At 62.7% G+C, this 19,450-nt stretch carries 20 protein-coding genes and 2 pseudogenes; 6 read left to right on the top strand and 16 right to left on the bottom strand.

Annotated elements, in window-relative coordinates; translation table 11 throughout:
• The 10 genes and pseudogenes from MOV74_RS11045 to MOV74_RS11000 form a co-directional block, all read right to left on the bottom strand.
• Positions 1-423, bottom strand: a 423-nt coding sequence (locus MOV74_RS11045; protein WP_246921402.1) for a DUF2157 domain-containing protein, incomplete at its 3' end; no start/stop codon positions are given.
• Positions 424-831: 408 nt separating this feature from the next.
• Positions 832-1,104, bottom strand: a complete 273-nt coding sequence (locus MOV74_RS11040; RefSeq protein WP_246921405.1) for a hypothetical protein — start codon at positions 1,102-1,104, stop codon at positions 832-834.
• Between the two features lie 49 nt (positions 1,105-1,153).
• Positions 1,154-1,234, bottom strand: a pseudogene (locus MOV74_RS41270) (hypothetical protein); the annotation flags it as partial.
• 216 nt (positions 1,235-1,450) lie between these two features.
• Positions 1,451-1,900, bottom strand: a complete 450-nt coding sequence (locus MOV74_RS11030; RefSeq protein ID WP_246921398.1) for a Zn-ribbon domain-containing OB-fold protein — start codon at positions 1,898-1,900, stop codon at positions 1,451-1,453.
• A complete protein-coding gene (locus tag MOV74_RS11025) occupies positions 1,897-3,090 on the bottom strand; it encodes a thiolase C-terminal domain-containing protein (RefSeq protein ID WP_246921395.1) in 1,194 nt (397 codons plus the stop codon). The genes MOV74_RS11030 and MOV74_RS11025 overlap by 4 nt, the downstream gene beginning before the upstream one ends.
• On the bottom strand, positions 3,090-4,370 hold the full coding sequence (locus MOV74_RS11020) for a CaiB/BaiF CoA-transferase family protein (protein WP_246921391.1): 1,281 nt from the start codon (positions 4,368-4,370) through the stop codon (positions 3,090-3,092). The genes MOV74_RS11025 and MOV74_RS11020 overlap by 1 nt, the downstream gene beginning before the upstream one ends.
• A 54-nt stretch (positions 4,371-4,424) precedes the next feature.
• Positions 4,425-5,612: an ABC transporter substrate-binding protein gene (locus MOV74_RS11015; RefSeq protein WP_246921389.1), complete on the bottom strand. Its 1,188-nt coding sequence runs from the start codon at positions 5,610-5,612 to the stop codon at positions 4,425-4,427.
• Between the two features lie 65 nt (positions 5,613-5,677).
• Entirely contained in the window at positions 5,678-6,640 is a 963-nt protein-coding gene (locus tag MOV74_RS11010; RefSeq protein ID WP_246921387.1) for a PDR/VanB family oxidoreductase, read from the bottom strand.
• Between the two features lie 35 nt (positions 6,641-6,675).
• Positions 6,676-7,995: a Rieske 2Fe-2S domain-containing protein gene (locus tag MOV74_RS11005; RefSeq protein ID WP_246921384.1), complete on the bottom strand. Its 1,320-nt coding sequence runs from the start codon at positions 7,993-7,995 to the stop codon at positions 6,676-6,678.
• A gap of 38 nt (positions 7,996-8,033) precedes the next feature.
• A complete protein-coding gene (locus MOV74_RS11000; protein WP_246921382.1) occupies positions 8,034-8,345 on the bottom strand; it encodes a hypothetical protein in 312 nt (103 codons plus the stop codon).
• Positions 8,346-8,508: 163 nt separating this feature from the next.
• On the opposite strand from MOV74_RS11000, the gene MOV74_RS10995 reads away from it, so the two are divergent.
• The 3 genes from MOV74_RS10995 to MOV74_RS10985 all read left to right on the top strand — a co-directional run bounded on the left by MOV74_RS10995 (position 8,509) and on the right by MOV74_RS10985 (position 11,749).
• Positions 8,509-9,003, top strand: a complete 495-nt coding sequence (locus MOV74_RS10995) for a MarR family winged helix-turn-helix transcriptional regulator (protein ID WP_246921380.1) — start codon at positions 8,509-8,511, stop codon at positions 9,001-9,003.
• A gap of 354 nt (positions 9,004-9,357) precedes the next feature.
• A complete protein-coding gene (locus MOV74_RS10990; RefSeq protein WP_246921378.1) occupies positions 9,358-10,497 on the top strand; it encodes an acyl-CoA dehydrogenase family protein in 1,140 nt (379 codons plus the stop codon).
• Between the two features lie 37 nt (positions 10,498-10,534).
• Entirely contained in the window at positions 10,535-11,749 is a 1,215-nt protein-coding gene (locus tag MOV74_RS10985; protein WP_246921375.1) for an ABC transporter substrate-binding protein, read from the top strand.
• 110 nt (positions 11,750-11,859) lie between these two features.
• On the opposite strand, the gene MOV74_RS10980 is transcribed toward MOV74_RS10985, so the two are convergent.
• Both MOV74_RS10980 and MOV74_RS10975 read right to left on the bottom strand, forming a co-directional pair.
• The gene (locus MOV74_RS10980) at positions 11,860-12,636 is read right to left on the bottom strand and encodes an SDR family NAD(P)-dependent oxidoreductase (RefSeq protein WP_246921370.1); all 777 of its coding nucleotides are present in this window, start codon (positions 12,634-12,636) and stop codon (positions 11,860-11,862) included.
• A gap of 60 nt (positions 12,637-12,696) precedes the next feature.
• Positions 12,697-13,560 carry a MaoC/PaaZ C-terminal domain-containing protein gene (locus MOV74_RS10975; protein WP_246921368.1) on the bottom strand — a complete coding sequence of 288 codons (864 nt, stop codon included), beginning with the start codon at positions 13,558-13,560 and terminating at the stop codon, positions 12,697-12,699.
• Between the two features lie 136 nt (positions 13,561-13,696).
• Here MOV74_RS10975 and MOV74_RS10970 point away from each other — a divergent pair, with 136 nt between their 5' ends.
• Genes MOV74_RS10970 through MOV74_RS10960 form a run of 3 tightly spaced genes read left to right on the top strand, consistent with a single transcriptional unit; the run spans position 13,697 to position 16,251 of the window.
• Positions 13,697-14,863 (top strand): thiolase domain-containing protein, encoded by a 1,167-nt coding sequence (locus MOV74_RS10970; protein WP_246921365.1) that lies wholly within the window; start codon positions 13,697-13,699, stop codon positions 14,861-14,863.
• 1 nt (position 14,864) lies between these two features.
• Positions 14,865-15,269: a Zn-ribbon domain-containing OB-fold protein gene (locus MOV74_RS10965; RefSeq protein ID WP_246921363.1), complete on the top strand. Its 405-nt coding sequence runs from the start codon at positions 14,865-14,867 to the stop codon at positions 15,267-15,269.
• A gap of 58 nt (positions 15,270-15,327) precedes the next feature.
• The gene (locus tag MOV74_RS10960) at positions 15,328-16,251 is read left to right on the top strand and encodes a nitronate monooxygenase family protein (protein ID WP_246921360.1); all 924 of its coding nucleotides are present in this window, start codon (positions 15,328-15,330) and stop codon (positions 16,249-16,251) included.
• A gap of 132 nt (positions 16,252-16,383) precedes the next feature.
• Here the strand turns inward: MOV74_RS10960 and MOV74_RS10955 are convergent, their stop codons facing one another.
• The 4 genes and pseudogenes from MOV74_RS10955 to MOV74_RS10940 form a co-directional block, all read right to left on the bottom strand.
• Complete coding sequence (locus MOV74_RS10955; protein ID WP_246921357.1) at positions 16,384-17,580, bottom strand: acyl-CoA dehydrogenase family protein; 1,197 nt, start codon at positions 17,578-17,580, stop codon at positions 16,384-16,386.
• 8 nt (positions 17,581-17,588) lie between these two features.
• A complete protein-coding gene (locus MOV74_RS10950; protein WP_246921354.1) occupies positions 17,589-18,737 on the bottom strand; it encodes an acyl-CoA dehydrogenase family protein in 1,149 nt (382 codons plus the stop codon).
• The gene (locus tag MOV74_RS10945; protein WP_258719521.1) at positions 18,728-19,156 is read right to left on the bottom strand and encodes a cytochrome P450; all 429 of its coding nucleotides are present in this window, start codon (positions 19,154-19,156) and stop codon (positions 18,728-18,730) included. Before MOV74_RS10945 ends, MOV74_RS10950 begins: the two co-directional genes overlap by 10 nt.
• A gap of 23 nt (positions 19,157-19,179) precedes the next feature.
• Positions 19,180-19,450: pseudogene (locus tag MOV74_RS10940) on the bottom strand (NAD(P)-dependent alcohol dehydrogenase); the annotation flags it as partial.

Genomic DNA, 19,450 nt, shown 5'->3' with positions numbered 1-19,450 from the left:
GCCGATCGACCACAGCAGCATGCCGCCGGCAAAATCCTCGCCGAGATGGTACATCTGGCCGACCAGCGCGATGCCCGCACCGAAGATGATGGCGCCGACGCTGGCGCAGAGATCGGCGAGAACCTCGCGCCCCCTCGCAGCGAACCAAGCGCCGAGGCTGCCGGTAGCGACCATGCCGGCGAGCAGGATCGCGAACCGCAGCAGCCGCGCGATCTCCGTCCAGTGCGCCGCCACGAAGGCAAGGAACGCGGCCGCGATCAACAAGCCGCCGACGATGCCGACGACGACGGCGATGTTGATGCCCGCAGGCAGTGGCGGCAGCGCATTGCGGATCGAGGCGACCGCCGCCGGCGCAATCACGCCATCGGCCTCCCATCGCGCAAGATCAGCGTCCAGGCGGTCCCGGTAGGTCTTCTCGAACATCGTGGTGGATTACCTCGGTGCCGCCGGATGGCGGGGCATTGCTGGGTCGGAGCGGGCGGGGAGTTGGTTCAAGCTATTAGCACCCTGAGCGGGGTCTTATGACCTCGGACAACAATAAACGCGAAAACAACCCCATGCACAGTAGCCGGGGGCTGAAAGATCAATGACTTACGGGAGTCCGAATTCGTCTGCCTCGTCGGGCAAATTCCAGGAGCGATGCGCGTGGCGTCATCGCCGAGCGCGGCAAGAGCGCGATCCTCGTCACCCCCATGACATCGGCGAACCCATCGCCATGGCCGGCCGCCGAGACGCTGCCCTCGCGGACGGTTCTGACAAACAGGTCCAAGGCCTGAAGGTCCAACCCTGAAGGCGATTCATCGATCTTTTCATATTCTGCAAAAGAGATGCTCAGATTGCGCGAATGGTTGCAGGGCTCTCAAAGCTGTAGCGTTCACTCAACATGGCCATAAACGGCCACATTGCAGCGAGGGGGACTGCAGCCATGGAATCGCTGGCGAAAACCAGTTGCCCCGGATCGACGGTGATGAGAGCGCTGCTGTGTCTCGTTGCCGCGACGATTCTGGCGCTCCAGGCGGGTACCGCGAGGGCCCAGACGGCCGCGGAATCCTGGCCGAACCGTGCGATCACCTGGGTGGTGCCGTTCGGGGCCGGCGGCGTCACCGACGGCCGCCTGGAACATCTCGCGGGCGAGGTGCTGGGCAGTGCCGGGGCCGGGGGAACCGAAATCGACCTTGCCCGGGTTGGCCTTCGCGTAGGCGACGAACTGAGAAGGTCCCGGTTTTGTCTCCATTACCATTTGTGCCGGCGACGACGGCTACTAGATCGGATTCGCACTGCTCAATCGCCCCCGTCGACGACGTGAACTTTATGGCAGCGCGGATTTACAATCCAAGACTGAAACTGCGACCGAAAACGGGATTTGCTCTTGCGGCTGTGGAAAGATCGCTCTGCCGTAGACGGCGCTCGCGACGGTGCCAGACGGTCAAGCCGATCTTGAAAGGGGCCATTAGAGGAGCCACTGCAGCAGCGAATATGGCGGATCAGAATCGGGATGATGCTCGAACACGCCAAAAACCTCGGTGCCGATTGTGACCGCCTGCCGTGGGTCGCCCAGGAGATTCCCTACCATGCGGATGCCGCCGGCATGCGGAAGCTCGACCAGGACGGCGAGATAGGGGCCGTGCTGCCGGAGCGCTGCATGCGACGGATGCCAGACCCGCTCCCAGCTGAAAATGCGGCCAAGCGGAGCGACCTCAACCCATTCCAGATCGAAAGCGTGGCATCGATGGCAGATCCATTCGGGGCCGAATTGCCAAGCACCACAGTCCCCACAGCGCTGGACGAGAAGCCGGCTTTCGCGCAATCCCGCCCAGTAAGGCGACGACAGGCCGTCGGGCTCAGCCACCGGGATCGGAAGCCCCTTGGGAAGATAGGACACGTTCTCCGGGACGCTCACAGCGTCGCCTCCGAGCCGAGGAGCAGATTGCTGACCGGCGTGACCATCGGACCGCCAATGACCATGGCAACGTCGTTCCGCTCGGCCTGGTTGGTCGAGGTGCCGCGGACCTGGCGCACGGCCTCGAGCACGAGCTCAAGGCCGTGCATATAGCATTCGGCAAGATTGCCACCGCTGGTGTTCAGGGGAAGCCGCCCTGATGGCGCGGTGAGATTTTCGAGTGTGAGAAAATCATTGGCCTGCTCAGGCTCGAAGAAACCATGCTCGGCGAGCGCCATGACGACACCTCCGGTGAAGTTTTCGTAGGCTTGAACCGTTCCGACATCGGAAGGGCCTAGCCCGGCCATGCGATAAAGATCCGGAGCAACCGTGTCGAAGCCGGCGCTGGCGTAGCTCGGCGTATTGTGGGGAATGGCTCCGCTGCGGTGTCCTGCGCCCATGGCTGCGCCAAGCACGAAGACCGGCTTCTGCCGAAACTCGCGCGCACGCTCCTGCGAAACAACGACCAGCGCGGCGGCGCCGTCGTTCTCCATGCAGCAATCGTAGAGATGAAACGGTTCGACGATCCAGCGCGAGGCATCGTATTTTTCGATGTCGAGGGGCTTGCCATGCATGACAGCGCGCGGGTTTGACTGGGCGTGGCGATACGACGCGAGCGCGATCGCGCGCAAAGCTCCCTGGCTGACGCCATGCTCGTGCATGTAGCGCTGCACCTTCATCGCAAAGCGCTGCGGCGGAGCCAGGACGCCATACGGCATCAGATAGGCCTTTTCACCAAAAATGGTCTCGGTGCCGCCGACCTGTCCGAAGCGGCCATATTGGCCCTGCGCCAATGCGCGAAACACCACGACGCAGTCGGCCAGCCCGGCCACAATGGAGGCCGCAGCGTTGGCCACTGCGGCGCAGCAGCCGCCTCCTCCACCGCCCCATTGCATCGTCGTCGTACGAAGCCGGTGCGTGCCGAGCGCCGCGGCCAACCGCGAGGCTTCGTTTCGATCGTCGCCGTAGGACGAGAATCCGTCGATGTCGCGCGGATCAAGTCCTGCGTCCTTGCACGCGGCGAGAATGGCCTTCAACGCGAGCTTGAACTCCGGATCCGGCGACGTGCCGTGGCGATAATAATCGGTCTCGCCGACGCCGACCACGGCAACGCGGCCCCTGAGCGTCCGCTGGTCGCCCGGCTTTGACATCAGGCCTTGCTGCCTCGCGGCGCATTCGGACCGAACGCTCCGGCCTCCGCCAAGCTTACCATCCGCCTGTCGTCATAACCAAGCAATTCGCGAAGCACGCTCTCCGTATGCTGTCCGACCGCGGGAGCCGCCACCGGATCGGCAATGGGCGTCTCTGAATAGCGGATCGGGAGGCTGACATTCGGCACCCAACCCACCCTGTCGTGCGGAATGCGCGTGACGATCCGGCGTTCCCTGGCCTCGGGGGATCGGATCGCGTCGCCCACGCTTCGCACCTGTCCGTGCGGAACGCCGGCGGCCCTCATCCGCGCCTGCCAGTGCGCCCATGGTTGCTGCGCAAATGCTTCGCCGAGAAGCGCAAACAGCTCGTCGCGACGCCCGATCCGATCAGACCCCGTCGCGTAGATCTCCGCCGAAGCCAGATCGTCACGATCAAGGACCTGCGACATCAGACGCTGAAATATCTTGTCGTTTCCGCAATTGATGTAGAACGCGCAGTCCTTGGCCTGAAACACGCCGGACGGGCACGTGTCCGGACTGGTATTTCCACCCCGTTGAGGATTGGCACCGGTGAACAGATGCTGCATCGTTGCGTAGCCGGTCATCAGGACGGCGCTGTCGAACAGCGAAAGCTCGACCGCCTGTCCCAGGCCGGTGCGCTCGCGAGCGACCAGGGCCCCGAGGATCGCATTGCCCGCCATCATCGCCGTGCTGATGTCCATGACCGGCGACAAGGCACGTACGCCCTCGCGATCGGCGTAGCCGTTCATCGATACGAAGCCGCTTTCGACCTGGGCGATGGGATCGAAACCCAGCCGATCCGCATACGGACCGTCGCGCCCGTAGGCCGAGACCGAGCAATAAATGATCTGCGGCCTGATCTTGCGGCAGCTTTGATAATCCAGTCCGAGGCGCTCCATGACGCCCGTCGAGAAATTCTCGACGATCACGTCCGCCGTCGCAATCAACTCCCGCACGATGCCGACTGCGCTCTCCGATTTGAGATCGAGCGCGACACTGCGCTTGTTGCGGTTGGTCCAGAGAAACGGAGCGCCGAGCCCGAGCTCCTTGTCCACGGGTGGGTAGCGGCGAAGATCATCGCCGCGGCCCGGCACCTCGATCTTGATGACCTCCGCTCCCATATCGGCGAGTATCATCGTCGCGAACGGTCCGGCGATGAAGTGCGAGAAGTCGATCACCCTGATGCCGCCCAGCGCTTTTGGCGCGCCGGAAGGACGGGGCGTATGTTCAGGGAATTCCGCTTCAAGCTGATTCAACATGGTGTCATCCGGTAAATTGCTGTCGTTTGACATCGCGGCGCGATGTCGCGTCGGTCAATTCGCTTTTGTGCTCTCGACCAGCGTGCAGCCGCCTTGATCGAGCGGCCGAAACGCCTCGGGCCCGGAGAGAACACCGATGTTTTCCAGCAGGTCCCATTTGCCTTTTGACGTCTTGGGGTCCTTGGCCTTGAGGATATACATGTTGTGGATCGCGCGGCCATCCGGACGGACCACGACGCGACCGTACAGCGCATCGTCAATCGGCTTTTCCTTCATCTTGCGGATGACGGCCTGCGCGTCGTTCGTTCCGGCCTCGTGTGCCGCGTTCAGATAGGCCATGACGGAGGAATAGACACCGGCATGAAAGGCGGTGGGCGAGTGGCCGTGCTGGCGCTCGCTGAACTTCGCCGACCAGGCACGGCTGGCATCATTGAGATCCCAGTAGAACGGCTGGGTGATGATCATGCCCTGCGCTGTCGCAAGCCCGCTCGATTCGATGTCGTTGGTCGTCGCCAGCAGGGCCGCAAATTGCCGTCCCTTCTCCTTCAGGCCGAATTCGGCCGATTGCTTGATGAGATTGACCGTATCGCCGCCCGCGGTTGCGAACGCGATCACGTCCGCGCCGGAGGCGTCGGCCTGGAGAATGAACGAGGCATAGTCCGGGCTGTTGATCGGCACGTTCACCGATCCGAACACGCTGCCGCCGCCGGCGGTGATGACGGACGTTCCATCGCGGACCATCGACTTTCCGAGCGCGTTGTCGGTGGCGATGAAGTACCATTTCTTGCCGCCGCGACCGACGAGATACTCGCCGATCGTGTGCGAGGAAGCCCAGGTGTCGAACGTCCACTGGATGGTATTGGGCGAGCAGAATTTTCCAGTCAGATCCGACGACGCCGCGCTGGACGCGATCAACGCGACCTTGCTGCCGCGCACGACCTCATTGACGGCGAGCCCGACCGCCGAATTGGGGACATCCGCAACCGCGTCGACGCCGTCCTGGTCCATCCAGCGCCGGGCGATCGCGGCGCCGATATCGGCCTTGTTCTGGTGATCTGCCGAAATGATCTCCACCTTGAAGCCGGGATTGGCCTTCATGAACTCTTCAGCCGCCATCTTCGCTGCGGTGACCGAGCCCTCGCCGGCATTGTCCGAATACGGACCTGAGGCATCGTTGAGAATGCCGATCTTCATGACGCGAGCAGAATCCGCCAGCGCCGGCGAACACACGGCAGCGATCATCAGGCCTCCGACAATTCGCGATACAGATCCCATGCGTTTCATCCCTTGATTATTGTTGTATTCCGCTAGAGGTCCAAAACGAGCGTGCGCGTCCTGGAGCCCGAGCAGCAGATCATGATCGTCTTGTTGGAGGCCTGCTCTTCCTCGCTCAGATACTGGTCGCGATGATCCGGTGTTCCGTCCAGCACACGCGTCTCGCAGGTGCCGCAGACACCCTCGCTGCAGGCGTAGCTGGGAGAGATGCCGGCCTCGAGGAGCGAATCCAAAATAGTTTTGCCAGCTTCCACTGCGACGGTGCGGTTGCTTCTGGCCAGCTTGACCTCGAAGCCTCCCTCGAGCGCCGGGGCCTCCCTGGCCTGGAAATACTCGACGTGGACGCAACCCTCGGGACGGTCGGCCGCGGCGGCCTCGAACGCCTTCAGCATCGGCGCGGGGCCACAGCAGTACAGATGAGCTTGCGCGGGCGCCTGTTTGACGATCGACGCCAGGTCGAACATCCGCCCCGAGCGTTCGTCGTCAATGTCGACGTGCAGATTCAGATGGACGTTAGGCCGCAGGCTCCCGATTTCATCGAGAAACGCCGCCGCAGCACGCGTCCTCGCGGCATAGAACAGGTCCCAGCGGCGTCCCAGAAATTCAAGCCGGCGGATCATCGACAGCAACGGCGTGATGCCGATGCCCCCGGCGACCAGGACGGATGTCTCCGCATCTTCGCGGAGCGGAAAATTGTTCTTAGGAGCCGAAACCGTCAAAATATCTCCGACCCTGACATGGTCATGGAGGAAGCTCGCCCCTCCCCGGCTCGCGGCGTCCTTGTTGACCGCGATGACGTAGCGATGCCGCTCGCGCTGGTCGTTCAACAGCGAATAGCTCCGGATCATCTTGTCGGGTAGGTGCAGATCGATGTGACTGCCGGCCGTGAACGGATCGAGCTCGCCTCCGCCCGGCGGCACCAACTCGTAGGAATTGATGCGTTCGGCCTCGTAGGTCATGCGCTTGATGCGAACCGGGATGACACGCTCGGTCATGGCGCCATCCTCCGCCAGTTGAGAGGACGTCCGACTCACATCTCGTATCCGAAATCGGCGCCGAGCCTGGCCCGCATGAACGGCGCGCCGACGTCGACCCAGGAATCCTCCGGAGGAAGTCGCAAGGACACGGCTCGCACCATGAAGACATCGGGGTCAGCCACGCCCTTTGGTTTGGTGCCATGATCGCGATAGGCGCCCAGCGCTTCGAGGATGAAACGGCGCGTCATCGCGATGCCGGTATCGCTCGAGCAAAGATTTTCTTTTGTACGGTCGAAGACCGGTGAAACGCCGCTCTGGCAGGCACCGTCCTGCACCCACAGCCCGGGCAAGCCCGAGAACCAGGTCGAGCGCTGGGCCTCGTGGTCGAATTGGAAGCCGTTCTGCGGATTGTACCTGGTCCAGTAACCGGCATAGGGGACCGTCACGGGATGCTGAACGAGCGCGTTGCGACTGGCGTGCCCGCTTTCGCGGCCATTGTGCCCTTCCGCGAAGATCTGCCGTGTCTTGGGGCGGAGCGGCTCGGAAGGATGGTATGAGAACATGATGCAGAGCGTGTTCTCGTCGTCGATCGGCACCCAGGCGTGCCCGCTGAGATCCGGGAACGGAGACAGCGGCGGGACCAGCGTATAGAACGGCAGCATGAACTGATTCACGCGCCAGTAGAGCGTGTTGGCGTCGTAGTTGCGCCGCGCAGCGATGCTCATCCCGAAATTCTGCTTGATGCATTCGAATGTCGGGCGAAGGTCCCGCTTCTGGATCCACGCACTCGTCGTGCCTTGGGTGTCCAGGCGGCCGTGGAGCAACGGCGCGTGCGCCGAATCGATCTCGCCTTCCACGGCCTGAAGCCAGTTGCACTCCTGGACGCGCAGGCTGACATGCACCTGCTCCTGCGGCACGAGATTCCATTCGACGTTCGGAAGCGGCGGCGGATCAGCCTGGTCTGGCCCCATATAGGTCCAGATCATGCCGTTGCGCTCGCGGCACTGGTACGCCTTGATGCGCACCCGCTCCTTGAGACGGCTACGCACCGGCTCTGCCGGCATATCCGTGACGGCCCCCGTCACGTCGAACTTCCAACCGTGATAGACGCATCGCAGCCCGCAATCCTCGTTGCGCCCGAAGATCAGCGGAGCGCCCCGATGCGGGCAGGCTTGGTCGACCAGGCCCACGCGCCCCTCGGAATCCCTGAAAGCGACCAGATCCTCGCCGAGCAACCGGATCCGCCGCGGCTGTCCGTCCGGGGTCAGATCGGCCGAAGGCAAAAACGGAATCCAGTAGAGACGGAAGAGTTCGCCAAGCGGTGTGCCCTTTCCGACTCGCACCAGCCGCTCATTGTCTTCATGTGAGAGCATGACAGTTCTCCATTCGAATCGAAGGCATCGGGTCGCCGTTATGGGTTTGCCGTCGTGAGCAGCGGAGCCACGCGCTCCGCCAGGCCGAGGTCGCGTACTGTCCAGAGTGGATCGGATGTTACGAGCGGTTGGCGCGGTATCGGAGGCTGCCGGCCTTGCTCGACCAGGCCGACGATGATTTCGATCCGTCGCCGTTCGAGATCCCGGAGCGCATGTTCGACCACCGCGCCTTCCGCCGCGCAGCCCGGTAATTCCGGATAAGCGAGGCGGATCAGCCATTGTCCGGGCGCCCTCTCCACAGCTTCTGCTTCGAGCAGATAAGGGACCGCCAGCAATTCGCGCAGATGCAACGTGACCTCCCTGGCAATTAATACGTATACGTATTATAATTCGCTTCCGCTTGCAATGGCTCTAATTCGGCCAATTACGCCGCATTGCGGTAGAGTTGAGCTCGCCGACCCAAGCTGTTACCCGCGAGGCGACCGTCAGGAATCGGAGCGAGGTTGAAAGCACATGAGCGCGAGCGGACGCACGGAGAAGGATTCAGCAGCGGAGCTTGCGCGCACCTGGCAATTGGAAGGCGGCATCGGATTTCTGCTGCGGCTGCTCGAGGCCCGGTATGACGGCCTCTATCAGAGCCTGACCAGACAGAGCGACATCACGCCGCGGCAGTTCGGCGTGCTCATGGCGCTCTACCAGCGGGGTCCGATGACGGCGTCCGTTCTCGCCGACCGCATCAGTTGTGACCGGAACACACTCAGCGAGATGCTCAAGCGCATGGCCGTGCGGCGGCTGGTCTCAAAGAAGAGCAGTCCGGAAGATCGCCGTTCCATTCAGATTCAGATTACCGCCAAGGGCGAGGAAGCTTTGCTAGCGGTCATTCCGGCGGCAGCCGAGCTGCAGAGCCTGATGCTGGTACCCCTGCGCAAGGAGGATCGGGCTCATTTCCTGAAGTGCCTGCTCGCGATCGCAAAGGCCTCCCCCGTCGCCGGCGCGCCGGAAGAGTGACGCCGGTCGCCTCGGCGATGCCGTCGGCTGGTCGCGCGGGCCTATCGCGCCAGCGCGATCTCCTTGTCCTGCCGTTTGGAGACCTCAGCACCCCTGCTCGGGCTCTTATGCCTCCGCGACGTCTCGTTGGGGACTGCCGCGCTTCGGCGTCCACCTTCAGATATTGATGCCGTGTCCGGTCTGGCGGTTCAGCTGATTTTGCCGCTCTCGGATGTCGCCGGGTAGGGCGCGGCCGGAGGCGGCCGGAGAAGACGCCGGGAGCCTTTCGGCGCCCGACCTACTTGCCAGTCCCCTAGGTCAAAGATATATTGGTCCAACCATTGATATCAACTAGGCAAGGAGGGCGCCCCCATTATGAGCTTGACCGAGGAGCAGGTCGCCTTTCGCGACAGCGTTCAGAAAGTTGTTGCCAAGCACGTCGCCCCGATCGCCGCCGAGATCGACGCGACGGATCGCTTCCCCGAGGAGATCGTCAAGATTTTCGGCGAGATGGGGCTGATGCAACTCTGGGTGCCCGAGCAGTATGGCGGTCCCAACGGCAATCTCACCATGATGTGCATCGCACGCGAGGAAATCGCGAAAGTCTCGCCGGCCTGCGCGTCGATTGCCGGCCTCAACACGATGTTCATCATGCCGCTGCTGCACTTCGGGTCGGAAGAGCAGCGCAAGCGATTCCTGCCGATCATTGCCGAGGGCGGCGTCGTCACGGCCATCGCTATTTCCGAGCCCCAGGCGGGATCGGACGTCTCCGCCCTCAATACGCGGGCTCGGAAGGACGGCGACAGCTACGTCATCAACGGCAGGAAACAGTGGTGCAGCTACGGCGTTGCCGCCGACTACATCGTTCTGATGGCGCGCACCAGCGACAGCCCCGGCTCGGACGGCATCAGCGCATTCATTCTCGAGCCGAAGAAAATGCCGGGCATCAGCTTCGGTCGCCATGAGCGCAAGATGGGTTTCCGCGGGGCGCCAAACACGCCGATCTTCCTGGACAACGTCCGCGTACCCGCCGAAAACCTCGTCGGCGAGGAAGGCAAGGGCTTCAAGGCCTCGATGCGCGCGCTCGACCTCAATCGGCCGACGATCGGCGCCCAATGCGTCGGCCTCGCGCAAGGCGCGTTCGAAGCGAGCCTCGCCTACGCCAAGGAACGAAAACAGTTCAAGAAGAGCATCTCCGAATTCCAGGGCGTCCAGTTCATCCTGGCCGACATGGCCATGCAGATCGAGGCGGCGCGTGCGCTGGTCTACGAATGCGCCCGCGCTGGAGACGCCGGCGACTGGAAGCGCCTCAACCTGCTCGCGAGCATGGCCAAGTGCTTCAGCAGCGACATGGCGATGAAGGTGACGACCGACGCGGTGCAGGTCTTCGGCGGCTACGGCTACACCATGGATTATCCGGTCGAGCGGATGATGCGTGATGCCAAGCTGACCCAGATCTTCGAGGGAACGAACCAGATCCAGCGCCTCGTCATCGCGCGCGAACTGCTTCGATAGCCGCCAAATCAAGAAACGCAGACCTGGAGGAACGCCCTTGAGCCGTACATCGGTCCTGACATCGTGCTCTCTATTCGCAGCCACTCTGCTGTCCCTCTCGGCCGCGCATGCCCAGAAGACTTATGATCCAGGCGCCAGCGACACCGAGATCAAGCTCGGTCAATCGACGCCGCTCAGCGGCCCGGCCTCCGCGTTCGGCGCAGGGGCAGGACGTGCAGTGGTCGGCTACTTCGACATGCTCAATGAAGGGGGCGGGATCAACGGACGCAAGATCAGCTTCACTCAACTCGACAACGCCTACAGTGCGCCGAAAGCCGTCGAGCAATCCCGAAAGCTCATCGAGGATATCGGCGTCCTTGCCGAGGTCGGCACGATAGGAACCGCGCCGAACGTCGCCATCCAGAAGTATCTCAACTCCAGGAAGGTGCCGCAACTCTTCATCACCGCGGGAGGACGCCGCTTCAACGATCCGACTCAATTTCCCTGGACCGTTCCGCTCTATCCCGACTTCGAGACCGAAGGCCGCGTCGTTGCGAAATACATCCTCAAGGCCAAGCCGGAGGCGAAGATCGGCGTCCTCTATCAGAACGACGATTTCGGGAAGGATTATCTCAAGGGGCTACGCGCGGGACTCGGCGCGAAGGCGGCTCTGATCGTTGCCCAAGCCTCCTATGAAGTTTCCGACCCAACCATCGACTCGCAAATCGTTCAGTTGAAGTCCGCCGGCGTCGACACGCTGATCGAGCAGTCTTCGGCCAAGGCCGCGGCGCAGTCGATCCGCAAGGTTCATGAACTGGACTGGCATCCGCTGCACATCATCGGTGGCTCGACCGCCTCCGTCGAGACGGTGCTGAAGCCGGCCGGCCTTGACGCCTCGCGCGGACTGGTCACCACGCAGTTTCTCAAGCAGCCGGGCGATCCGGCCTGGGCCGACGACGATGAGGTCAAGGGCTACAAGACTTTTCTCAGGAAGTATGCGCCGTCGGTCAATCCAGACGATTACTCGGTGCTCGTCGCCTACATGAACGTCAACGCGCTGGGGGCCGTTCTGAAGGCCTGCGGCGACCAGTTGACCCGGGCGAACCTGATTCGGAAGGCCACATCCCTGCACGGCGAGCGAATGCCGATGATGCTGCCGGGTATCACCATCAGCACCACACCCGAAGATTACACGGCGTTCAAGACGCTGCGCATCGCCGTTTTCGATGGAACCAGCTGGAGCCTGTCCGGCGAGCCGATGACGGCGGATTAGAAGAAGAGAGCCGGTGGGTCGCGTCTCGTGCGCGCCCACCGCAAGTTTCGCCTGCGCCTTTCGGCACTGCTGAATATAGAGATGCTAAGGCAGGGACGAAGGCGGTAAGATCAAAGACTGATGTGGAAGCCGCCGTTGACTCCGATGTGCTGGCCCGTCGTGTACGAGGACGCATCGGAGAGCAGGAAGCAGACGGTCCGCACCACTTCGTCCGGTGTCGCCCAGCGTGCAAGCGGTATCTGCGCCAACATGCCATCGCGGAATTTCTCGCCGCGTACGACCTCGGTCATCGGCGTTTCGACCACGCCAAAGCAGATCGAATTGGTCCGGACGTTATATTTGCCCCACTCCCGGGCCGCGGTCATGGTCATGCCGAGCAGTCCGGCCTTGGCGGCGGCATAGTTGATCTGGCCTACCGACCCCTTTCGTCCCGCGTCAGACGAGATGTTGACGATAGCTCCTCCCGAGGCGTCGCCGTCCTTGGCGCGCTGGACCAGGTGGCGTCCCACCGCCTGCAGCCAGAGGAACGCGCCCGTGAGATGAACGTCGATGACCTCGCGCCATTGAAGCATGCTCATCTTTTCGATCATCGCGGGACGAATGATGCCGGCATTGTTGACCAGTCCGTTCACCGAACCGAACCGACCGACGGCATCTGCGACGGTGCTCGCGGCCAACTCCGCGTCCGTGACGCTGCCGACGACCTTCATCACCCGCTCCGCAGGCAATGCCGCCAGGACGGCCCCAAGCGCCTCTCCGTTGAGATCGACGGCGACGACGTTCGCCCCGAGTTCGATCGCCAGTTCGGCCGTTGCTTTGCCGATCCCCTGTGCGGCGCCGGTGACGACGATCGTCCGGCCTTGTAGGGACACCATATTTTTTGTCATTCCCGGTTCCTCAGTTTCTGTTGAAGTCAAACATCTTGTGCGCGCACCGCTTCGGGCGAATCAGGTCGTTGCCCAGCCGTGACTGAGAACCAGCGCATCGCGCTCGACGACACGCGCCTGAAATGCGATGCGGTCATCGAGGTGCCAGCATTCGAGCTGGATCGTGTCTCCAGGAAAGACCGGCGCGGACATCCGAGCGCGGATCGTCTTCAGCCCTGCGGGATCTCCGTCGCAGAAGGTTTCCACCAAGCCGCGACAGGCAAATCCGTAAGTCGCAAGCCCGTGCAGGATGGGCCTCCGGAAGCCGGCCTTGCTGGCAACCGCGGGGTCTATGTGCAGGGGATTGAGGTCTCCCGACAGGCGATAAAGCACGGCCTGGTCCGGGCGCGTCGGTAACGTGATTACGCGATCCGGCCTACGATCAGGGACTGGCGTCGGAGCGGCGGCGGGTTCGTCACCGCCGGCGGCTTGTGAGAAGCCGCCGTCGCCGCGAAGGAAGAGCACCTGCTCACTGACGGCCACCAATCGTTTGGCAGCTTCGTCCCATAGTTCCTTCTCGACATGCATGATGGCGCCCTTGCCCTCGCCCTTGTCGACAAGCCGTGCGACGCGACTCTTGCCGATTAGAATTCCGCTTGGAGGAAGTGCGGCATGCATCTGCACAGACTGCTCCCCATGCACCATTTGCCCGAAATTGATGCCGAGCTCTGCATTGTCCCTCATCCAGGCACCCGGCGAGGCCAGAACGGTCGCCATGGTCGGAAGTGGCACCAGATCCTTTTCGTATACGAGGCGCAGTTGCCGCTCGTCCGATGGATCGCTCGCCGCACCGACACCGAGCGCGTAGAGAATGGTCTCTCTTGCCGTGTAGGCGTGGCGGACGTCGCCGGAGCGCCAAGCCCGCGTCTTTGCATAATCAACCATCGCCGACAGCCCTCAAATAACCCATCCAGCACCTATTTGTCTTTGGTTGAACCAATGATATATATCTGACCTGTCGTGGTCAACGATGCTTGATGCAGATGGCGGCCACCGGCTGAGCATGAGTCCGAGAGATCTGATGAGCATTCGACGCAAAGCCTGCATCGCGGGCGCCTACGAGCACCCCACCCGAAAAGCACCGGACAAGACGGTCGCCCAGTTGCACGCCGAATGTGCGCGCGGAGCCCTGGAAGACGCTGGCCTGCGCCTTGAGGATGTCGACGGCTATTTCTGCGCGGGCGATGCGCCAGGCCTCGGCGCGAACAGCATGGCGGACTATCTGGGGCTCCGGCCGCGCCATGTGGACACCACCGATACCGGCGGGTCCGCCTATTTGGTTCACGTCTCGCATGCCGCCCAGGCGATTGCCATGGGCAAGTGCAACGTGGCCCTAATCACGCTCGCGGGCCGGCCGAGAAGCGAGGGATCGAGCGGCGTGGCGCCAAGGCTCGTCGGCGCCGGAACGCCCGATGTGCCCTGGGAAGCGCCTTATGCCCCCGTGACGGTCAACATGTATGCGCTGGCGGCGGCTCGTCACATGTATGAGTACGGCACGACGAGCGAACAGCTGGCATGGATCAAGGTCGCGGCCGCGACCCACGCGCAGCACAATCCGAATGCGATGTTGCGCGATCAGGTCACGGTCGACGACGTCCTCGCCTCGCCCATGATCTCCGATCCCTTGCGCCGCCTCGACTGCTGCGTCGTCAGCGATGGCGGCGGTGCCCTGCTCGTCGTTCGCCCCGAGATCGCGCGTTCGCTCAAGCGTCCCATCGTCAACGTTCTCGGCGCCGGCGAAGCGATCAAAGGTCAGCTCAACGGGCAGGTCGACCTGACGTTCTCGGGCGCAGCCTGGTCCGGTCCTCGCGCGTTCGGGGAAGCCGGTGTCAGGCCGTCCGACATCCAATATGCCTCGATCTACGACAGCTTCACCATCACGGTGCTGATGCAGATCGAAGATCTCGGATTTTGCGAGAAAGGCAAGGGCGGACGTTTCGTCGCGGACGGCAATCTGATTTCCGGAGTCGGCAAGCTGCCGTTCAACACCGACGGCGGCGGACTTTGCAACAACCACCCTGCCAATCGCGGCGGCATCACCAAGGTCATCGAGGCCGTCCGCCAACTGCGCGGCGAAGCCCACGCCAAGGTGCAGGTTCCAAATTGCAGCCTTGCCCTGGCCCAGGGCACCGGCGGCCTGCTCGGCTCGCGCCATGGCAGTGCCACCCTCATCATGGAGCGCGCATGAGATGACGACGATGTATCAGGACCGCCCGCTCGGCTCGGCGGTGCATGACCCCGCAACCGAGCCGTTCTTTGCTGCAACGGCAAGCGGATCGCTTCGCGTGAAAATCTGCGTTTCCTGCCGCAAGCCGCATTGGTATCCGCGGCCGCTTTGCCCCTATTGTCTCGGCGACACCGAATGGAGCGACGTCACCGGCAAGGGTGAAATCTACAGCGTCAGCGTCACGCGCCGTGCCGGCCCCACCCCATATGCAATCGCTTATGTGAGACTCGACGAAGGCATTACGATGTTGAGCAATATCGTCGATTGCGACCTCGATTCGCTGCGGATCGGGCAACGTGTCCACGTCGTATTCAAGCCGGCCGAGGATGGGACGATGATCGCGATGTTCGCCCCGGATCCGGGCTGACGAACGGCCCAAAAGCACCTTCATGTCGCTCGATCCAAAGCTTCGGCGATCGCTTTCGTTGCCCGCCGTCTGCGCACCGATGTTCCTTGTCAGCGGCCCTGATCTCGTCCGCGAGGCCTGCAAGGCGGGCGTGATTGGCGCCCTGCCACGCCAGAACGCCCGCTCGTTCGACGAGTTCGCTGACTGGCTGCGCACGATCTCCGCGGATTTGCGCGAACATGCCGCGCAGGCGCCGGGACCGGTCGGTCCGCTTGCGGTGAACCTGTCTGCAAAGACGCCGGAGGACGAGGTCGGAAGCCACCTCGATCTATGTGCCGAACAAAGCGTTGACATCGTGATCACCGTCGGCGGCAATCCCAGGATCATTGTTCAACAGGCGCATGATCGTGGAATAAAGGTCTTCCACGACATCACCAGCATCCCGTTCGCCGAGCGCGCCATCGCAGCCGGCGTCGACGGCCTGATCTGCATCGGCGCTGGGGGTGGCGGCCACTCCGGTACGATCAGCCACCTCGCATTGATCCGCAAGGTCCGCTCGATCTTCAACGGGACGATCGTCATGGCCGGGGCCATTTCCGACGGCGCCACCATACGTGCGGCGGAAGTGCTCGGCGCCGACCTGGCCTATCTCGGGACCAGGTTCATCGCCACCAGGGAGTCGCTGGCGCCCGACGAATACAAGCGCATGATCGTATCGCAGACGTCCGCAGACCTGATTTACACGGAGAAGGTTGCCGGCGTGGCCGCGAACTGGCTGGCCGCGTCGTTGCGCGCTGCTGGCCTCAATCCAGACGCCATGCCCGAGCCGAAGGGCAAGGGCATGCGGCACGACCATCTGCCTGAGAGCGCGAAACCCTGGAAGAACCTGTGGAGCGCGGGACAAGGGATCGATCTGATCGACGAAATTCCGGCGGTAGCGGACCTGGTTCTGAAGCTAAAGCGGGAATATGCGGAAGCTTGCCAGATCCCCGCTATGGTCTGAGGCCACTTTCGGACTCCGGCTTTCGACTCGCGTGAAGAACTGGCTGGGATCGCGCCCGGCCTTTGACGTCGGCGATAGGCACCTTGCAGGACGACCTCCGGCGCGCCGCATCAAGTTTACGCGGTCAGTCCTTCAAAGCCCGAGCACCTGCTTGGCAATGATGTCGCGCTGGATTTCCGAACTCCCGCCGAAGATCGTGTTGGCGCGGCCGTTGAGATGCCGGGGCACCACGCTTAGGACTTCTTCCGGGATGAGCGGCCGGTCCTTAAGGGCATGGAGAGGACGGCGCGTTTCCTCCACCAGCGCATTTTGCCCGACCATTTCAACTCCCACGCGCGAGATGGCCTGGTGGATCTCGCTCGCACGCAGCTTGAGGACGGACGACACCGGTCCGGGATTTTCGCCTCTTTGCAGGGCTGACAACACCTGCAATTCGAGGAACTCCAGTGTCTGGACGTCGAGCTCGATTTCCGACAGTTTAGTTGCGATCTCCTGAAGCAATATCGCCTTGTAGGACAAGCCGGAGTTGGCCAATCCCCGCACCTTCTCGAGCGCATATCTCAGTTTCGGCGAGTTGATTCCGCCGCCCCGCTCGAATTCAAGCAGATACTTGCCGCAGGTCCATCCCCGCCCTTCCTCGCCGACGAGATTGGTGAGGGGGACTTTCACCTCGTCGAAGAACACTTGATTGACGTCATGGTCCCCGCTGATCATCATGATCGGGCGAATGGTGATGCCTGGGGATGCCATGTCAATGAGCAGAAAGCTGATGCCATCCTGTTGCCTCGGCTCGTCGTTGGTTCGGACCAGCGCGAACATGCGGTTTGCGAAGTGCGCATGCGTTGTCCAGATCTTTGTGCCGTTGACGACGTAGTGGTCGCCCCGGCGAACGGCACGTGTCTTCAGCGAGGCAAGATCCGATCCCGAGCCTGGTTCCGAATAGCCCTGGCACCACCGATCTTCGCCGCTAAGGATGCGGGGCAAGTAGAACTTCTTTTGCTCCGAGGTCCCGAAGCGCATCAAGACCGGCCCGATCATCTTGATACCCATGGGGGATAGCTGCGGCGTTCCTGCTGCGGCACACTCGGATTCGAAGATCCATCGCTGCGTCGCCGTCCAGCCCGGGCCACCATGCTCCCGGGGCCAACCGGGTGCGACCCAACCTCGCTCATGCAAAGCCCTTTGCCATGGAGCGACGATATCGGGATCTGAGAAGAAGGACACGTTGAGAGAGCTGGCCCGGCGCAGCTCGGGAGAAAGACGCGCCGCGATAAATGCTCGCACCTCATCTCTGAACCGTAATTCCTCGGCCGTGAACGATAGCGACATGACTGATCTCATTCCGTTCGGGAGTTGCCAAATAGCTCGGCGTGACGCTGCACATGGTAATCCACGCTTCCGAAAAGTGCTTCGAACACCAGCAGCCGTTTGAAATAAAGGCCGAGATCGAGTTCGTCCGTGACGCCCATCGCGCCGTGGAGTTGCACCGCTTGCTCCGCGACATTGCGCGCGCAGCGGCCGATTTTCACCTTGGCGCCGGACGCGGCGAGCGCCCGCTGCGTCGAATCGGTATTGGCTCCCACGAGAAGAGCCGCACGCGCCGCCATCGCTCGGGCCTCCTCGCATTCAACATACATGTCGGCCAGCCTGTGACGGATCACCTGGTTGGCCGCGAGCGGCCGACCGAATTGCTTGCGCACTTTTGTATAGTCGAGTGTGGCGTCGAACATGCTTCTCATCATGCCGGCTGCCTCTGCGCTGAGCGCAACAATCGCCCGATCGACGACGCTCTGGATGGTCGGCAGCACGTCCGCACCGGTTCCGAGCCGCGCATCGGGCACAAGCCGGGCCTGGTCGAATGTCAGTTCCGCGACGCGGCCTCCACCGAGGCGTGGTGCATCGCGTAGCGTCACTCCTGCGGCATCCTTCGGCACCAGGAAGAAAGCAAGTCCGGCACCCTGCGCACCGGGCAAACGCGCCGACACCATGTGGACGTCCGCAGAGACCGCGTCGAGCACGGCGATCTTGCGTCCGTGAAGCGTCCAACCATGATTGTCAGCCTGCGCCACGGTGTGGACCTCGGAAAGACCTGCCCTTGCGTCCGACTCGTAGTGAGCGAACGACAACAGACGCTCGCCGTTGATGATGGCCGGCAGCAGACCCTTCTGCTGCTCTTCCGTGCCGCATTCGGCAACCAGGGCCCCAGCCAGCAGCACCGTCGATAGATAAGGCTCGGTCGCGAGCCCCCGGCCGAACTCCTCCATCAGGATCGCGACCTCGACGGGCCCTCCGCCGAAGCCGCCAACGTCCTCCGGAAACGGAGGCCCGAGCCAGCCCAGATCCGCAAACTTGCGCCAGTTCTCGCGCTTGAATCCCATAGGATCCTGCATCGCATGGCGACGTGCGGCCGGCTCGCAATGTTCAGTGATAAACCGTTGCGCGCTATGGCGCAGCATCTGTTGCGCTTCGCTCGGTGTCAGATCCATCCCTCAGCTCCACACATCACACCTACCGGTCTCGCTTTCCGGGCGCGCAGATCGGCCATCTTCCAATGGAGTCGCGAGAAACGGATTGGAAGCCGCTTCAAGCCGACGACGAAGGTTGTCTCGGTCCAGGCCGGCTCGCCAGCAAGTTCGATTCCGTCGACGCGCGAGAGCAGTTCGCGCATGAAGGCAATCATTTCGACCTTCGCGAGATACATTCCAAGACAGGCGTGGATGCCGAAACCAAACCCGACGTGGCGGTTCGGCGTCCGGTCGGCAACAAATGCGAAGGGACGCTCGAAGGCATCCTCATCCCGGTTCGCAGGCGAATAGGCCAGCAGCAGGTTATCGCCTTGCTTGATGGTCTTGCCGCGCAACGTATAGGTCTCGGTCGCGGTCCGGAAGAAATGCTTCACCTGCATCGCGTCCTCCCCTGGTTTCCTGTTCAGTTCATCCGCAGCACCGGCTTGACGATTGCGCCGGCTTCCATCTCCTCGACCGCCTGGTTGATCTTTTCGAACGGATAGAAGCTGACGATCCTGTCGAGCGGCAGCCGCCCTTGGCGGAAGAAGTCGACGAGTCGCGGCAGGAAGATCGTGGACACGGCATCACCCTCGACGACGCCCCGCACGGTCAGACCTCCGCCGACCAGGACGCTCGCCTCCACGGGAAACCGCGTCCCGCGCGGCGGTGCGGCGACCTGAGCGGATGACCCG

Source organism: Bradyrhizobium sp. SHOUNA76 (assembly GCF_023006445.1).
Classification (GTDB): domain Bacteria; phylum Pseudomonadota; class Alphaproteobacteria; order Rhizobiales; family Xanthobacteraceae; genus Bradyrhizobium.
Note: the sequence above shows the minus strand (reverse complement) of the source record. Positions and strands in the feature narration are given on the sequence as shown.

What these genes read in the sequence shown, in the direction of transcription:
- MOV74_RS11025 (WP_246921395.1), bottom strand. Translation starts at nt 3,090, where the DNA reads ATGTCAAAGCCGGGCGACCAGCGGACGCTCAGGGGCCGCGTTGCCGTG.
- MOV74_RS11020 (WP_246921391.1), bottom strand. Translation starts at nt 4,370, where the DNA reads ATGTTGAATCAGCTTGAAGCGGAATTCCCTGAACATACGCCCCGTCCT.
- MOV74_RS11015 (WP_246921389.1), bottom strand. Translation starts at nt 5,612, where the DNA reads ATGATCGCTGCCGTGTGTTCGCCGGCGCTGGCGGATTCTGCTCGCGTC.
- MOV74_RS11010 (WP_246921387.1), bottom strand. Translation starts at nt 6,640, where the DNA reads ATGACCGAGCGTGTCATCCCGGTTCGCATCAAGCGCATGACCTACGAG.
- MOV74_RS11005 (WP_246921384.1), bottom strand. Translation starts at nt 7,995, where the DNA reads ATGCTCTCACATGAAGACAATGAGCGGCTGGTGCGAGTCGGAAAGGGC.
- MOV74_RS10995 (WP_246921380.1), top strand. Translation starts at nt 8,509, where the DNA reads ATGAGCGCGAGCGGACGCACGGAGAAGGATTCAGCAGCGGAGCTTGCG.
- MOV74_RS10990 (WP_246921378.1), top strand. Translation starts at nt 9,358, where the DNA reads ATGAGCTTGACCGAGGAGCAGGTCGCCTTTCGCGACAGCGTTCAGAAA.
- MOV74_RS10980 (WP_246921370.1), bottom strand. Translation starts at nt 12,636, where the DNA reads ATGACAAAAAATATGGTGTCCCTACAAGGCCGGACGATCGTCGTCACC.
- MOV74_RS10975 (WP_246921368.1), bottom strand. Translation starts at nt 13,560, where the DNA reads ATGGTTGATTATGCAAAGACGCGGGCTTGGCGCTCCGGCGACGTCCGC.
- MOV74_RS10970 (WP_246921365.1), top strand. Translation starts at nt 13,697, where the DNA reads ATGAGCATTCGACGCAAAGCCTGCATCGCGGGCGCCTACGAGCACCCC.
- MOV74_RS10965 (WP_246921363.1), top strand. Translation starts at nt 14,865, where the DNA reads ATGACGACGATGTATCAGGACCGCCCGCTCGGCTCGGCGGTGCATGAC.
- MOV74_RS10955 (WP_246921357.1), bottom strand. Translation starts at nt 17,580, where the DNA reads ATGTCGCTATCGTTCACGGCCGAGGAATTACGGTTCAGAGATGAGGTG.
- MOV74_RS10950 (WP_246921354.1), bottom strand. Translation starts at nt 18,737, where the DNA reads ATGGATCTGACACCGAGCGAAGCGCAACAGATGCTGCGCCATAGCGCG.
- MOV74_RS10945 (WP_258719521.1), bottom strand. Translation starts at nt 19,156, where the DNA reads ATGCAGGTGAAGCATTTCTTCCGGACCGCGACCGAGACCTATACGTTG.